The 13524-nt window shown below is 60.4% G+C and carries 15 protein-coding genes; 6 read left to right on the top strand and 9 right to left on the bottom strand.

All coding sequences use genetic code 11. From position 1 onward, the window contains the following. The first annotated feature begins 19 nt into the window (after positions 1-19). On the top strand, positions 20-1267 hold the full coding sequence (locus TRL7639_RS00835) for an Hsp70 family protein (RefSeq protein WP_085793924.1): 1248 nt from the start codon (positions 20-22) through the stop codon (positions 1265-1267). Positions 1268-1531: 264 nt separating this feature from the next. Here the strand turns inward: TRL7639_RS00835 and TRL7639_RS00830 are convergent, their stop codons facing one another. The 7 genes from TRL7639_RS00830 to TRL7639_RS00800 form a co-directional block, all read right to left on the bottom strand. Next, positions 1532-1999 carry an Hsp20 family protein gene (locus TRL7639_RS00830; RefSeq protein WP_085793923.1) on the bottom strand — a complete coding sequence of 156 codons (468 nt, stop codon included), beginning with the start codon at positions 1997-1999 and terminating at the stop codon, positions 1532-1534. 147 nt (positions 2000-2146) lie between these two features. Further along, complete coding sequence (locus TRL7639_RS00825; RefSeq protein ID WP_085793922.1) at positions 2147-2950, bottom strand: trypsin-like serine peptidase; 804 nt, start codon at positions 2948-2950, stop codon at positions 2147-2149. Then, complete coding sequence (locus TRL7639_RS00820; RefSeq protein ID WP_370808703.1) at positions 2947-3759, bottom strand: trypsin-like serine peptidase; 813 nt, start codon at positions 3757-3759, stop codon at positions 2947-2949. Before TRL7639_RS00820 ends, TRL7639_RS00825 begins: the two co-directional genes overlap by 4 nt. Before the next feature lie 96 nt (positions 3760-3855). Continuing rightward, positions 3856-5049: an iron-containing alcohol dehydrogenase gene (locus TRL7639_RS00815; RefSeq protein ID WP_085793920.1), complete on the bottom strand. Its 1194-nt coding sequence runs from the start codon at positions 5047-5049 to the stop codon at positions 3856-3858. Between the two features lie 63 nt (positions 5050-5112). Then, a complete protein-coding gene (gene glcF, locus TRL7639_RS00810; protein WP_085793919.1) occupies positions 5113-6435 on the bottom strand; it encodes a glycolate oxidase subunit GlcF in 1323 nt (440 codons plus the stop codon). Between the two features lie 3 nt (positions 6436-6438). Then, on the bottom strand, positions 6439-7566 hold the full coding sequence (locus TRL7639_RS00805; RefSeq protein WP_085793918.1) for an FAD-binding protein: 1128 nt from the start codon (positions 7564-7566) through the stop codon (positions 6439-6441). 58 nt (positions 7567-7624) lie between these two features. Continuing rightward, positions 7625-9073, bottom strand: a complete 1449-nt coding sequence (locus tag TRL7639_RS00800) for an FAD-linked oxidase C-terminal domain-containing protein (RefSeq protein ID WP_085793917.1) — start codon at positions 9071-9073, stop codon at positions 7625-7627. 80 nt (positions 9074-9153) lie between these two features. Here TRL7639_RS00800 and TRL7639_RS00795 point away from each other — a divergent pair, with 80 nt between their 5' ends. Both TRL7639_RS00795 and TRL7639_RS00790 read left to right on the top strand, forming a co-directional pair. Then, on the top strand, positions 9154-9864 hold the full coding sequence (locus TRL7639_RS00795) for a DUF599 domain-containing protein (protein ID WP_085793916.1): 711 nt from the start codon (positions 9154-9156) through the stop codon (positions 9862-9864). 36 nt (positions 9865-9900) lie between these two features. After that, a complete protein-coding gene (locus TRL7639_RS00790; protein ID WP_085793915.1) occupies positions 9901-10248 on the top strand; it encodes a hypothetical protein in 348 nt (115 codons plus the stop codon). Here TRL7639_RS00790 and rlmH read toward each other — a convergent pair. Next, positions 10245-10715 carry a 23S rRNA (pseudouridine(1915)-N(3))-methyltransferase RlmH gene (rlmH, locus tag TRL7639_RS00785; RefSeq protein WP_085793914.1) on the bottom strand — a complete coding sequence of 157 codons (471 nt, stop codon included), beginning with the start codon at positions 10713-10715 and terminating at the stop codon, positions 10245-10247. The genes TRL7639_RS00790 and rlmH overlap by 4 nt on opposite strands. A gap of 40 nt (positions 10716-10755) precedes the next feature. Continuing rightward, entirely contained in the window at positions 10756-11115 is a 360-nt protein-coding gene (rsfS, locus tag TRL7639_RS00780; RefSeq protein WP_085796193.1) for a ribosome silencing factor, read from the bottom strand. A gap of 253 nt (positions 11116-11368) precedes the next feature. Between rsfS and TRL7639_RS00775 the strand changes: the two genes are divergently transcribed. Genes TRL7639_RS00775 through TRL7639_RS00765 form a run of 3 tightly spaced genes read left to right on the top strand, consistent with a single transcriptional unit; the run spans position 11369 to position 13508 of the window. Beyond that, positions 11369-11467: an isopropylmalate isomerase gene (locus TRL7639_RS00775; RefSeq protein ID WP_235820224.1), complete on the top strand. Its 99-nt coding sequence runs from the start codon at positions 11369-11371 to the stop codon at positions 11465-11467. Between the two features lie 53 nt (positions 11468-11520). Next, entirely contained in the window at positions 11521-12927 is a 1407-nt protein-coding gene (gene leuC / locus TRL7639_RS00770) for a 3-isopropylmalate dehydratase large subunit (protein ID WP_085793913.1), read from the top strand. A 38-nt stretch (positions 12928-12965) separates the two neighbouring features. Beyond that, complete coding sequence (locus TRL7639_RS00765) at positions 12966-13508, top strand: HdeD family acid-resistance protein (RefSeq protein WP_085793912.1); 543 nt, start codon at positions 12966-12968, stop codon at positions 13506-13508. Positions 13509-13524 lie beyond the last annotated feature (16 nt).

The raw sequence follows: 13524 nt of genomic DNA, 5'->3' as shown, positions 1-13524 counted from the left end.
CAGGCAAGAGGGGTCGGGCATGGCACAGAACAGCCCTGTTTTGGGTATTGATTTCGGAACCTCCAACTCGGCGGCAGGCATCCTGCTGGATGGCAAACCGCATCTGATCGAAATCGAACCGGGGCAACAGACCCTTCCGACGACGTTTTTCTTTGACTTCGACACACGCCAAACCCTGATCGGTTCGTCCGCCAACGCCGCCCTGACCGACGGGCTCGAGGGGCGGTTCATGCGCGCCCTGAAACGTGTGCTGGGCACCGGCCTGATGCACGAAAAACGCCAGATCCTGAACGAGCGCGTGACCTTCGTCGACATCATCGCCCGCTTCCTGAACCGCATCAAAACCCGGGCCGAGGCGCAAACAGGGCTGACATTTGAAATCGCCCTCTCAGGTCGCCCCGTCAACTTCCACGGTCCGGGCGACACCCGCGAAGCGCAGGCCGAAGATGACTTGCGCCAATGCTACCTTACAGCTGGGTTCAAGAATGTGAGCTTCATGGCCGAACCCGAGGCCGCCGCGATTGCCAGCGGGGCCACCCTGGGTCGCGGTCTGATCGTCGACATCGGTGGCGGCACGTCCGACTTTTCCCTGTTTGAGACGGGTGCAAGCGGGAAGGTTACGATCCTCGCCAACCACGGCATCCGCATCGGCGGCACCGATTTCGACCGCGCCATCAACGTCGATACGGTGATGCCCCTGCTTGGCAAAGGCACCCAGCTGCGCAAGGACATTGGCGCGGGTCTGCTGACCGCCCCCAATGCGATCTTCAACGATCTGGCAACGTGGGAAAAGATCCCCTTTCTCTACACCGCCCAAACCCGCCGCATGGCGTCCGACATGGCAAACCTCGCCGAAGAACCCGCCAAGCTGCAACGGTTGGTGACCGTGCTAAAGGACGAGTTGGGCCACGATCTGGCCTTTGCCGTCGAACGCGGCAAGATCGACGCCAACAAGGCCGAAGTTGTACAGGCGCACATTTCTCTGGACATGATCGAACATGCCCTTGCTGCGCCATTGGATGCCCTCGACATATCCCGCAGTTTGGCCGCCTTCTCGACCGCGCTCTACGCCGGTGCCCGCGACACGCTGCACATGGCCGACTGCGCGCCGGGCGACGTGGGTCACGTGATCTATGTTGGCGGCTCCAGCCTGATGTCGTTGGTGCCTCAAGCGATGCAGGCTCTTTTACCCGAAGCCGAACACAGCTTTACCGAGGTCTTCACCGCCGTCGCCGACGGCCTTGCCATCGCGGCCAACCGTCCTTGAGACAAGCCCCTGACACCTGCGACGGAACACAACCGCGCCGCGCGTCAGCGCGGCGCCCGGCCCAACCCCGAGGGGTCTTTCGCCAGAAAGGCGCCAAGGGGGCGGGAGCCCCCCGAAAATGCCAAACCCCGCACCACTGTGGCACGGGGCAGGATAACCGAGGGAGGGAGCGGTTATCACGCGCATCTTGTGTGAAACACGACGCGCAGTCTTGGCCCCCTCGCGCCCGAATTCCGCAATGGACGCGAGGGGTGGGAGGTTTCTTCAGTTGACGGGCTTGGCGTCCACCAGCTCCTGCTCAACCGATGTACCGGATGCGATCTCGATCCGACGCGGTTTCAGGGCTTCGGGCACTTCGCGCTGCAACTCAATGTGCAGCATCCCGTCCGTGTGGCTGGCGCCGGTCACGCGCACATGGTCTGCCAGGGTGAACCGACGCTCAAACGCGCGGGTGGCGATGCCACGGTGCAGATAGGTGCGCTCGGTTTCGTCCGCGGCCTTCTTGGCCGACACAACCAGCGAATTTTCTTTCATCTCGACCGACAGGTCGGCATCCGAAAACCCAGCCACGGCAATCGAAATACGATAGGCATCAACGGCGGTTTTCTCGATGTTGTAGGGGGGGTAGCTGGGCTGTGCCACGTCGTTGGTCAGAACCCGGTCCATCAGGTCCGCAATCTGGTCAAAGCCGATGCTGGCACGGTGCAGCGGTGCAAAATCAAAACTACGCATAGGTCGTCATCCTCATCTCTTGAGCGAATTAACTCTGTTGCCCTCCAACTGGACGGGCGGTTGTTTTCCACCGAACCCCTGTCTCAGGCGGTCCGGTAAAATTCAGATGGGATGTTGGAAATCGGGTTTCAAGACCCGGCGTCGAACTTAAGGTCGGACGAATTTGGCGCCTGTCGAATTGCGGCTCGACCCGACCTGCACTCGACGAACACTCGCCTTCGGCACGGCGGCTTCAACCCGCAACCGCTGTTTCAAATATGAAACCATATCAGGTAGTTCCATACCCCATGCCACCTTGCGCCCCTGCGCCTGCGACATGGCGGACACCACAGACAGAATAAGTCCCCGGTTGCCCACTTGCGCAAAAACCGCAGACCCGGACGACCCAAAGGTGACGTTGCAGTCAAAGGCTAAAAGCCCCTCGGCCCGATGCAGCACCTGACACGATCGCTGACGCGAAATTGCCTCAGCGCGTCCCCGACCATAAGACGAAACACTGACTTCGAGCCCGTCCAGGTTCCCCGAATGCAAAACGAACGGATCGGCCTGCGCCACCGTGATCGGCTCGGCCAATCGCATCAATGCAACGTCGACACGCACGCGCTCGGCCGACGGTGGTTGGTTGGCTACAAAATCGGGATGGGTCGCAATCTGGCGCACGCGACGTTCCGCAATCGCCTGACCATCACGCAGACCTGCGCGAAACACGATCTCGTCTACCGGGTAATGCGCGCCTGTCGATTTATCAAAGGCGCAATGCGCAGCCGTCAGCACCAGATCAGGCGCAATCAGGGTTCCGGTACAAAACCCCTTGCCTGCCAAATCCAGACGCCCCACGGCCTCCCAGCCAAGAACATCCTCACGATCCGTCAAACGCACCAAACCTGTGTTCTGTGCCTGGGCCATTCCACCCATCGCAACCCCAAGGATCAGTGCAATCAAACCCTTCATGGTTTCACGAACTTTGCGCCCATCTCGCGACGTCCTTGACCAACCTGAATGCGGTTGGTCGAGGGTGGCGGGGCTTGGTTGAATCCCTGTCCGGATGCCAATTGTGCCCTGAGCAGCACCAGAGATTCCTCAAGCGCCGTGCCCAAAGCGACCCGGTCGCCCTGCACCTCGGCCTTGGCCGAGACCACCGACACAATGCGCGGCTCCTGCCCCGAGAAAGAAAAGATCGGCGCTCCGGATGATCCGAAGTCCACATCACACGACATCACCAGAATGCCCTGTTGCTGCGCCATGACCGAGCACACTTCTTGCAACGATGGCGCCTCGGACCGGCTTTGCGCGTAGGACACGACGCCCACATCCTCGCCTCGCGTCGGACGTTTTCCAGTCTGGAACGGCACAACGGTCGTGTTTCGGATCGGGCGCTGCAGCTCCAGCAGGGCGACATCATTGCGCACACGTTCGGTCGAGACCGCGCCGTCATAGACGTAATCTGGATGGATCACCGCGCGGCGGACGTAACGATAGGCCGAGGCGCGCCCATTGCGCCAGCCAGCCAGAAACTCGATCTGCTCAGCGTCGATGCGGCCCTTGGTGGATTTGTTGAACAGACAATGCGCCGCCGTCAGCACCAGATCAGGTGCGATCAACGCACCCGTGCAGAAACCGGTACCGTTGATGTCCAGACGGCCAACCGCCTCCCAGTCGCGTCCCGAATGGGTGGTATCCAGTCGCTGCAGGTGCGCATCCTCGGCCGCTGCCGCACATGGCATCAGGGCCAGAACAAGGGTTTTCAATAGGGTGCGCACGCAAACCTCCGGGACTTGAGTTGTCTCAGATTGGTAGGAGCGCGGTGGGGCGAAATTAGGGCACACCTGCGGCAACTTGGGATCGCTTTTGCGCGCTTATCTGGCCTTTCGGATCGCCTGTTCGACCAACTGGCGCGCGGTGTTCAGGTCAACGGCTACGGGATTGGTTCCCGCAGCACTGTCGTGCAGCGATTTTTCTGCAATTCTTTCAACGCAGTCCAAAGGCACGCCAATCTCGGCCAGGGATTTCGGGATCTCCAAATCGTCCAAAACGCGCTCGACCGCCATGACCAACCCGACCGGACGGCCATCGGCAACCTGCATCGCCTCAGCCATGCGCCGCGTCTTGACCTCCATATCGGGCAAATTGAACCGCATCACCACCGGCAGGATGATCGCATTCGTCAACCCGTGCTGAGTGTCATACTCGGCCCCCACCATGTGCGAGATCGCATGCACCATCCCCAGCCCTTTCAAAAAGGCGATCCCGGCCAGACAGGACCCAACCAGCATCCCACCCCGCGCCGCCATGTTGTCGGGCTCGCGGTAGGCCACCGGCAACCATTGCGAAATCAGGGCCAACGCTTCCAACGCCAGGCCATCGCACAGCGGATGAAATTCAGGCACGCAATAGGCCTCGATCGCGTGGGTCATCGCATCGACCCCGGTCCACGCGGTCAGATGCGGCGGCAGACCAACCGTCAGCACCGGGTCCAACAGGGCCAGCGCCGGTTTCAGATCGGGATGCCAGATGCAGAACTTCATGCCCTTTTCGACATGCGTAACCATCGCCGTACTCTCGGTCTCGGCCCCGGTTCCGGCGGTTGTCGGAATGGTGATCAACGTGGGAAAGGGTTGATCGGCAGGCACGTCCGGCACGGGCTGTTCAAATTCAAACGCCCATAGGTCGATGTCATTGTTGGCGGTCAGGCAAATCGCCTTGCCCCCATCCATCGCGCTGCCACCGCCAATGGCGATGATGGCGTCATGTTTCCCGGCGCGAAAGACATTACACCCCGCGCCGATCTCGTCACCCCGGGGGTTGGGAGAGATCTCGGAAAAGACCTGACTCTCCAGACCGGCGGCTGAAAGATACCCGCTCAGCTCTGCAATGAACGGCAGGTCACGACTGCCCCGGTCCGTCACGATCAACGGGTTGCTTGCGCCCAGCGCGGCGCAACGCGCGCCGATTTCGGACAGACGCCCAGGACCATAGGCGATGGGAACGGGAAACGTCCAATCATGCGGCTCCAGCAGTCTGTCTTGGTCAATTCCCGCCGGGTTCCCCATCTGCGCCTCACTTTGTTACGAGCTGTTGACGGGCACCCTAGCAGCCCAGAAGAGCGCGGCAAGTCAACGCAAGATCGGCACCTCGGGTGCGCGTTTGCCCGGCGCGGTCATCGCAGGCGGCTGCGGACCGCCGGTCGCCCAATCGAGTAACTCGACCGTGTGCACAATCGGCACCTCGGTCCCCGATCCAATCTGCATCATGCACCCAATGTTTCCCGCGGCGATCAGATCAGGCTTCTTGGCCTCCAGCGTCCGCACTTTGCGCGCCTTGAGCTGCCCGGAAATCTCGGGCTGCATCAAGTTGTAGGTGCCCGCGCTGCCGCAACACAGATGCGAATCCGCAGGCTCCACGACTTTGAACCCGGCCCGCTTCAGCAAGGTCTTGGGATGCGTCTTGATCTGCTGCCCGTGTTGCAATGAACAAGCCGCATGATAGGCCACGGTCAGCCCCTTGTCCTCGCCTTGCGGCAAGTCCAGCTGCATCAACAGCTCGCTGATATCCATAGCGATCCCCGACACCCGTGCGGCATCTTCGGCCAGTGGGTCATTGCGGAACATGTGGCCATAGTCCTTGACCGTGGTGCCGCAACCAGAGGTATTGATTACAATCGCATCCAGCCCTTTGCCATCCATCTCAGCCACCCAGGCGTGGATGTTTTTGGCAGCGGTTTTGTGGCTCTCAGCCGTCTTGCCCATGTGATGGGTCAGAGCACCGCAACACCCCGCACCCTCGGCCACCACAACCTCACACCCCAACCTCGTCAGCAGCCGGATCGTGGCGTCGTTGATGTCGGTGTTCAGCGCCTTCTGTGCACAGCCTGTCATCAGCGCCACCCGCTTCTTGCGCGGCTCAACAGGCGCAAAACTCTGTGGATCGTCATTGCGACTGACCGGCGGGATCGTCTTGGGCGCCATGTCCAACATCGCCCGCAGCCGCGCGTCCGGCATCAGCCCCCGCAACGGCCGCCCGATCTTCGCCCCCAACAGCGCCAACCGGAACCGGGTGGGATAGGGCAGGATCTGCGCAAGCACCCAGCGCAACGCCCGATCCGACAGGGGCCGTTTGTAGTTGTCCTCGATGTACTCTCGCGCGTGGTCCACCAGATGCATGTAGTGCACACCCGACGGACAGGTGCTCATACAGGCCAGACAGGACAGGCAACGGTCAACATGTTTGACCACCTTCTCATCCGGCACGCGGTTGTTTTCCAGCATGTCCTTGATCAGATAAATCCGCCCCCGCGGACTGTCCAATTCATCCCCCAGCACCTGATAGGTGGGGCATGTCGCGGTGCAGAACCCGCAATGCACGCAAGACCTCAAAATCTCGTTCGAGCGCTGGATCGCAGGGTCCTGCAACTGCTCTGGCGTAAATGTCGTCTGCATGTCTTACCCCATCAGTCCCGGATTAAAGAGCCCACGCGGATCAAACCGCTGCCGCAACTGCGCGCTAATCGCTGCCAGCGGTACGGGTTCAGGGTGGAACCGCCCAAATGCTTCGAAATCATTCATACCTGCACGCACAAGGCTGACGTGCCCATCGAGTTTGCCAAGCTTTGCCCGCAGGTCGACGCCCTCGGGTGCAAGTGTCCAAATCAGACCACCACCCCAATCCAAGATGTGTTCAAAATCCCAAGTTCCAGCCACCCGAAGCAGGTCCGTCGGCTTTATGGATGTCTTCCAGATATTTCCGGATCGACCGGAAAAAGGCGTTACATCCCGGACAGAACGCCAAAGTAGCTGGTTTTCTTCGGACTCCGAAACGACCTGATCTGGCTTCAGATCCGAAAACAATTCGAGCAACTTACTCACCCGATACTTCACGGAATCTTCAAAACCCTCCACACGAACAAGAGTTCTTGAGACCCCGTTCGGATCCGTCTTGGGTTCAGGCAACCGCGCAGCCCCAGAAACTTCATAAGGTGAGGTCAGCGCGTCCGAGAAAATTTTACTCGCAGCGGTCCATCCACATCCATGCCAAACCAACGTCGCAACTGTTTCGGGCTTGGGCAGCACTTTTAGCGACACTTCGGACAACACACCCAAAGTGCCCCAAGACCCGGCCATCAGCTTGACCAGATCATAGCCGGTGACGTTCTTCATCACTCGGCCACCATTCTTGATCACCTGCCCCGACCCGTCGACATAGCGAACCCCCAACAGGAAATCGCGGCACGCCCCCGCCTGCACCCGGCGCGGGCCCGATACATTGGCGGCCACAACCCCGCCAATCGTCGGCTCACCTGTTGTGCCCAACACCCCGCGATGGTCCATCGGCTCAAACGCCAACCGCTGACCTTCGGCAGCCAGTGCCGCCTCGATCTCGGCCACCGGCGTGCCGGCCTTGGCCACCAGCGTCAAAGCGCCCGGCTCATACAGCTCGATGCCGCTAAGCCCAGCCACACTCAACTCGGCTCCTGGCCCGGTAACACCCCGCGTGCCGCCGCCCACAATCCGCACAGGCTCATTCAATCCGGCCACGATCTCGGCCAGCTGGCCCTCGGTCTCTGGTCTCATTTCATCTTTTCCAAAATACTCTGGGGATTTTGGGGCAAAGCCCCCATCAACGCCTTGATTACTCGGCCGCGATCTTTGCCTCGCGCCGCGTTTCCGTCACCGACAGGGGGAACACCTTCGCCGGGTTGAGCAGCCAGGCCGGATCAAACACGTCCTTCACCGCCATTTGCGCTTCCAGATCTTCGGCCGTGTACTGATGCAGCATCAGATCGCGCTTTTCGACGCCTACCCCATGCTCGCCGGTCAGACAGCCACCCGCATCGACACAGAGCTTCAGAATCTCGGCGCCGAACTCTTCACAGAGTTCCAGATCACCTGGCTTGTTCGCATCAAACAGGATCAGCGGGTGCATGTTGCCGTCGCCCGCGTGGAACACGTTGCCCACCGGCAGGCCGTACTGTTCGCTCAGCTCACCAATCCTGCGCAGGACCATGGGCAGCGACGACACCGGGATTGTACCGTCCAGACACATGTAATCGTTCATCTGCCCCATGGCACCAAAGGCCGATTTGCGCCCCAGCCAGATCTTGGCGCTTTCTTCCGCCGACTGGCTTTCGCGCAATTCAACCGGGTTGTGGCGCTTGGCGATCTCAACGATCTTAGACAGCTGATAGTCGATCTCGGCCTCAGAGCCCTCGACCTCGACAATCAGCAAGGCGTGACAATCGGGATAGCCTGCTTTGGCAAAGTTCTCGCAGGCTTGAATGCATAGCGTATCCATAAACTCGATCGCCACAGGCAGGATGCCTGACTTGATGATGTCGCTGACGCAATGACCTGCAACCTCATTGTCGTCAAACGCGATCAGAACAGGCCGTGCGCCTTCGGGTTTGCGCAGAATCCGCAAGGTGGCCTCGGTAACGACACCCAGCTGCCCTTCGGAGCCACAAATGACGCCCAGCAGGTCCAAACCGCCAGCGTCCAGATGCCCGCCACCAATTTCGACCACGGTTCCGTCCATCATCACCATAGTCACGCCCAACAGATTGTTGGTGGTCACACCATACTTCAGACAATGCGCCCCGCCCGAGTTCATCGCCACATTCCCGGCAATGGCGCAGGCCAGCTGTGACGAGGGGTCGGGGGCGTAAAAGAAATCCTCTTCCTCAACTGCGCCGGTGACGCTCAGGTTGGTGCGTCCTGACTGCACCCGGATGATCCGGTTGGCATAGTCGGTTTCCAGAACGTCATTCATCCGCGCCACGCCCAGGATCACACTATCCGCCGTCGGCAGCGCCCCACCGGCCAGCGACGTGCCCGAGCCACGCGGCACCACCGGCACGCCTTCTTCGTGGCAGATGCGCAGGACGCCCGACACCTCTTGGGTCGAGGCTGGAAGCACCGCCAACATTGGCGGACACTTGTAGGCTGTCAACGCGTCGCACTCATAGGCGCGTGTCTCTGCCTCGTCATGAATGACGGCATCTTCGGGCAACACACGCTGCAACCGCTCAACCAGCCGTGCCTTACGCGCCAGAACGGCCGCGTTGGGTGTGGGCATTTCCATAAGGGATCCTCCAGTTGGTAAAATAATATTACCAATTATGCGATCTGGCAAGTCCAACTGGTAAGTCGTAGGGTCGCGCCATGACCTGGATTGACCGCGCCCTGTTGTTTTCGCCGCTGGATTATGTGGCCGTGACCTGCCTGATTGCCGGATGGCTTTGGATTGGGTGGCGGATCGAAAACCCAACCCCGAGCAAACCTTCGGTCTCGGCGTTGATGGACGCGTTTCGGCGCGACTGGATGACGCAAATGGTGACACGGCAGCCGCGCGTTTTCGACGCGCAACTGGTGGGCAACATGCGTCAAAGCACATCCTTCTTTGCCTCAACCTCGATGATCGCGATCGGTGGTGCGCTCGCGCTGTTTGGCAATACCGAAAGCCTGGCAGGCGTTGCCGAAGATCTGGCCATTGGCAGTGCTCCCGCCATGGTGTGGGAGATCAAGATCCTGATTGCGCTGCTTCTTTTGTCCAACGCCTTCCTTAAATTTGTCTGGTCTCACCGTCTGTTTGGCTATTGCGCGGTGTTGATGGCGGCCGTTCCAAACGACCCCGACGATGTCCACGCCCATCCCCGGGCAGCCCAAGCCGCCGATATTTCGATCACGGCCGCGCGCAGCTTCAACAAGGCGCTCCGCACGATCTATTTCGCGCTGGCCTCTACCGCCTGGATGCTGGGGCCTGTGGCGCTGCTTTTGGCCACTGCCGCGACGCTTGCCATTCTCTATCGACGCGAGTTCGCCTCGCATTCGCGCGGGGTTCTGCTCAAGCTGCCCCCAAACACACAGACGTGACCTGAACCCTCATCGAATTCACGATAAGCTTCGCGCATGAGATATCTGATCCCCGCCCTGTTTCTGGCTGCACCCGCTCTAGCCGACGCGCCTGTTGTCGAAAAAGTCACGGCCCGCGCCAGCGGCGACACTTGGCGATTCGACGTCACCATTCGCCACCCAGATACAGGCTGGGACGACTATGCCGACGGATGGCAGGTTTTGGACATGGACGGCAAGGAGCTGGGGATGCGGGTGTTGCATCACCCACATGTGGACGAGCAACCGTTCACCCGGTCGCTGAGTGGGGTGAAGATTCCCACAGGCACAAAACAGGTGCAAATCCGCGCCCGCGATTCGGTTGGGGGATGGGCAGAGGAATCGACCGTCATCGACCTGCCCTAGGTTCGGTGATACGGCCCGCCCGCCAGAATTGTCGCGGCACGATAGAGCTGCTCGGTCAGCATCACCCGCACCAACATATGCGGCCAGACCATCTTGCCGAACGAGATCGAAAAATCCGCCTCGGCGCGCAGCGACGGGTCGATCCCGTCCGCCCCCCCGACGACCAGAGCCAGATCCTGCCGCCCGGCATCGCGCCACTTGCCAAGCTGTCCGGCAAAATCGGGCGATGACAGAACTTTGCCGCGCTCATCGAGTGTGCAGATCACCGCCCCCTTCGGCAGCGCCTTGCGCAGCAACGCAGCCTCGGCCCCCACACCTGCGTTTTTCTTATCCTCAACCTCGATCACCCGCGCAGGGCCAAGGCCAAGCGCCCGCCCTGTCCGGTCGAACCGGGTCAGATAATCGTCAATGAGGGTTTTCTCGGGTCCGGCCCGCAAGCGGCCGACCACGCAAATGCTGATACGCATGATGTGTCACCCGCCCCAAACACTCAGGGGCGAAAGCGCCTCAGTTCGCCGAGGCGCTGCTACCTTGCGGCAGCCACATCTTTTCCAGCTGGTAGAATTCGCGCACCTCTGGGCGGAAGATGTGCACAACCACATCGCCCGTGTCGATGAGAACCCAGTCGCCGGCATCCTTGCCTTCGACCTTCGAGGTGAACCCGAACTCCTGCTTGATGCGGTCTGTCAGCTTCTCAGCCATCGACGACACCTGACGCGTCGAACGACCTGATGCGATGATCATGTAATCACCAATCTCGGTCTTGCCGCGCAGGTCGATCTGCACAACATCTTCGGCCTTGTCATCGTTAAGAGAAGAAAGGATACGCTCAAGCAGCTTTTCGCTGGTGAGTTGGGACCCGGCCATCACTGCGGCCTGGCCATCGGTGGTTTTGACCACCTCTGCATGCGTTGACAGGACATTGTCCTCCTTTGTTTCGCACATTTGGTTTTCACCCGATTCCCGCCGGGGAATTCCGGCGCCGGGTGCATTTAAGGTAACAACGCCCAGATGACAATTCAATGAACGCAGATAGTGAGCTCACGCAGCTGTGCCCTCACGGCACCGCGAAACCACAGCAGACCTTGATAGACTCACTTTGCGCCTGTATCTGGGGCACATGACACCCGTTTATGCCTCATGCATCTATCTGCAAGACCGCGCCCGCCTGCGCGAGCGGTTCTTTGGGGCTGCCCGCACGGTTCTGGCCCGCCTATAAGCGGCGACCAGCCACCACATTGCCAGCTATTTCCAAACCACGGGAGAGGACCGATGTCCCCCAAGACACTCTATGACAAAATCTGGGATGCGCATGTCGCGCATGAGGCCGAAGACGGCACAACCCTTCTGTATATCGACCGCCACCTGGTGCACGAAGTGACCAGCCCGCAGGCGTTCGAGGGTCTGCGCATGACCGGCCGCAAGGTACGCGCACCGGAAAAGACCATTGCCGTTCCGGACCACAACGTGCCGACCACAGCAGGCCGCGAAGATCCGAGCCAGATGACCGAGGAAAGCCGCATCCAGGTCCAGGCGCTTGACACCAATGCCAAGGAATTCGGCATCCACTATTACCCGATGAACGACGTCCGTCAGGGCATCGTGCACATCGTCGGCCCGGAACAGGGCTGGACCCTGCCCGGCATGACCGTGGTCTGCGGCGACAGCCACACCGCCACCCATGGTGCCTTTGGCGCGCTGGCGCATGGCATCGGCACATCCGAGGTTGAACACGTTCTGGCCACCCAGACGCTGATCCAAAAAAAGTCCAAGAACATGAAGGTGGAAATCACTGGCAAACTGAAGCCGGGCGTGACCGCCAAGGACATCACTCTGGCCGTAATCGGCGAAACCGGCACTGGCGGCGGCACCGGTTACGTCATCGAATATTGCGGCGAAGCGATCCGCGACCTGTCGATGGAAGGCCGCATGACCGTCTGCAACATGGCCATCGAAGGGGGCGCACGCGCCGGCCTGATCGCGCCGGACCAGACCACATACGATTATGTCCAGGGTCGCCCGCACGCTCCCAAAGGCGCTCAGTGGGAAGCCGCGCTTGACTGGTGGAAGACACTCTTCACCGACGAGGGCGCGCATTTCGACAAGGTTGTCACGCTCAAAGGCGAAGACATCCAGCCCGTCGTCACCTGGGGCACCTCGCCCGAAGACGTGCTGCCGATCACCGGCGTTGTCCCCTCGCCCGAGGATTTCGAGGGCGGCAAGGTCGAAGCGGCCCGTCGCTCGATCGAATACATGGGCCTGACACCGGGTCAGAAACTGACCGACATCGAAATCGACACCGTGTTCATCGGCTCGTGCACCAATGGCCGCATCGAAGATTTCCGCGCCGTGGCCGAAGTGGTCAAAGGCAAGAAAATCAAGGACGGCATGCGCGCCATGATCGTTCCGGGGTCTGGCCTTGTCCGCGCCCAAGCCGAAGAAGAAGGCCTAGCCGACATCTTCCGCGAGGCCGGTTTCGAATGGCGTCTGGCAGGTTGCTCGATGTGCCTGGCCATGAACCCCGATCAGCTGTCTGAAGGTGAGCGCTGCGCCGCCACCTCGAACCGCAACTTCGAAGGGCGTCAGGGCTATAAGGGCCGCACCCATCTGGTCAGCCCCGCAATGGCTGCCGCTGCGGCACTTACAGGACGGCTGACAGACGTGCGTGAACTGGTATAAGCTCCACTCAAATATGAATATTTGAGAGGAATAGAGACATGAGTGACTGGCTGAAAATGCTCCTACTGGGGCTTCTATCCATCGTATTTGGCGTGTTCATCTTGGGCGCGCCGGTCGTGGCCTCGATCGCGGTAACCGCGATCACCGGCATTTTGTTGCTGATCAGCGGCGGTTTGCAGGTGGTTGGCGGCTTCACGGTCGAGGGTATGGGAAACAAGATCCTGTCCATCCTGATGGGCGCGATTATGCTGTTCCTTGGCTGGTCATTCCTGGCTCATCCGCTGCAGGGCACCATCTCGCTCGCGATGCTGGTGCTGATCCTGTTCATGGCAGGCGGTATTGCCCGGGTCATCCTGTCGTTCCAGATGCGCGGCACCGCGTATTTCTGGCCGACACTCATCTCAGGCATTCTGTCCATCGTGCTGGCTGGTATCATCTGGACCAACGCGGCGGCTGAACCTGCATGGTTGCTGAACCTGGTCGGAATCCTTTTGGGGATCGAGATGCTGTTCAACGGCTTTGGCCTGCTCTTTGCCGCGCTCTTCATGCGCGGCGCCGAAAAGGACACCGGATCGGCCTGATCTGACACCGGTTCAC

This window comes from Falsiruegeria litorea R37, from assembly GCF_900172225.1.
Taxonomy (GTDB): Bacteria; Pseudomonadota; Alphaproteobacteria; order Rhodobacterales; family Rhodobacteraceae; genus Falsiruegeria; species Falsiruegeria litorea.
This window is presented reverse-complemented; position numbering and strand designations above follow the sequence as displayed.

Coding starts and splice junctions, on each gene's coding strand:
- rlmH (WP_085793914.1), bottom strand. CDS start 10,715: ATGCGTATCAGCATTTGCGTGGTCGGCCGCTTGCGGGCCGGACCCGAG.
- TRL7639_RS00825 (WP_085793922.1), bottom strand. CDS start 2,950: ATGAAGGGTTTGATTGCACTGATCCTTGGGGTTGCGATGGGTGGAATG.
- TRL7639_RS00830 (WP_085793923.1), bottom strand. CDS start 1,999: ATGCGTAGTTTTGATTTTGCACCGCTGCACCGTGCCAGCATCGGCTTT.
- TRL7639_RS00805 (WP_085793918.1), bottom strand. CDS start 7,566: ATGAGACCAGAGACCGAGGGCCAGCTGGCCGAGATCGTGGCCGGATTG.
- leuC (WP_085793913.1), top strand. CDS start 11,521: ATGTCCCCCAAGACACTCTATGACAAAATCTGGGATGCGCATGTCGCG.
- TRL7639_RS00790 (WP_085793915.1), top strand. CDS start 9,901: ATGAGATATCTGATCCCCGCCCTGTTTCTGGCTGCACCCGCTCTAGCC.
- TRL7639_RS00815 (WP_085793920.1), bottom strand. CDS start 5,049: ATGGGGAACCCGGCGGGAATTGACCAAGACAGACTGCTGGAGCCGCAT.
- TRL7639_RS00765 (WP_085793912.1), top strand. CDS start 12,966: ATGAGTGACTGGCTGAAAATGCTCCTACTGGGGCTTCTATCCATCGTA.
- TRL7639_RS00795 (WP_085793916.1), top strand. CDS start 9,154: ATGACCTGGATTGACCGCGCCCTGTTGTTTTCGCCGCTGGATTATGTG.
- glcF (WP_085793919.1), bottom strand. CDS start 6,435: ATGCAGACGACATTTACGCCAGAGCAGTTGCAGGACCCTGCGATCCAG.
- TRL7639_RS00800 (WP_085793917.1), bottom strand. CDS start 9,073: ATGGAAATGCCCACACCCAACGCGGCCGTTCTGGCGCGTAAGGCACGG.
- rsfS (WP_085796193.1), bottom strand. CDS start 11,115: ATGGCCGGGTCCCAACTCACCAGCGAAAAGCTGCTTGAGCGTATCCTT.
- TRL7639_RS00835 (WP_085793924.1), top strand. CDS start 20: ATGGCACAGAACAGCCCTGTTTTGGGTATTGATTTCGGAACCTCCAAC.
- TRL7639_RS00775 (WP_235820224.1), top strand. CDS start 11,369: ATGACACCCGTTTATGCCTCATGCATCTATCTGCAAGACCGCGCCCGC.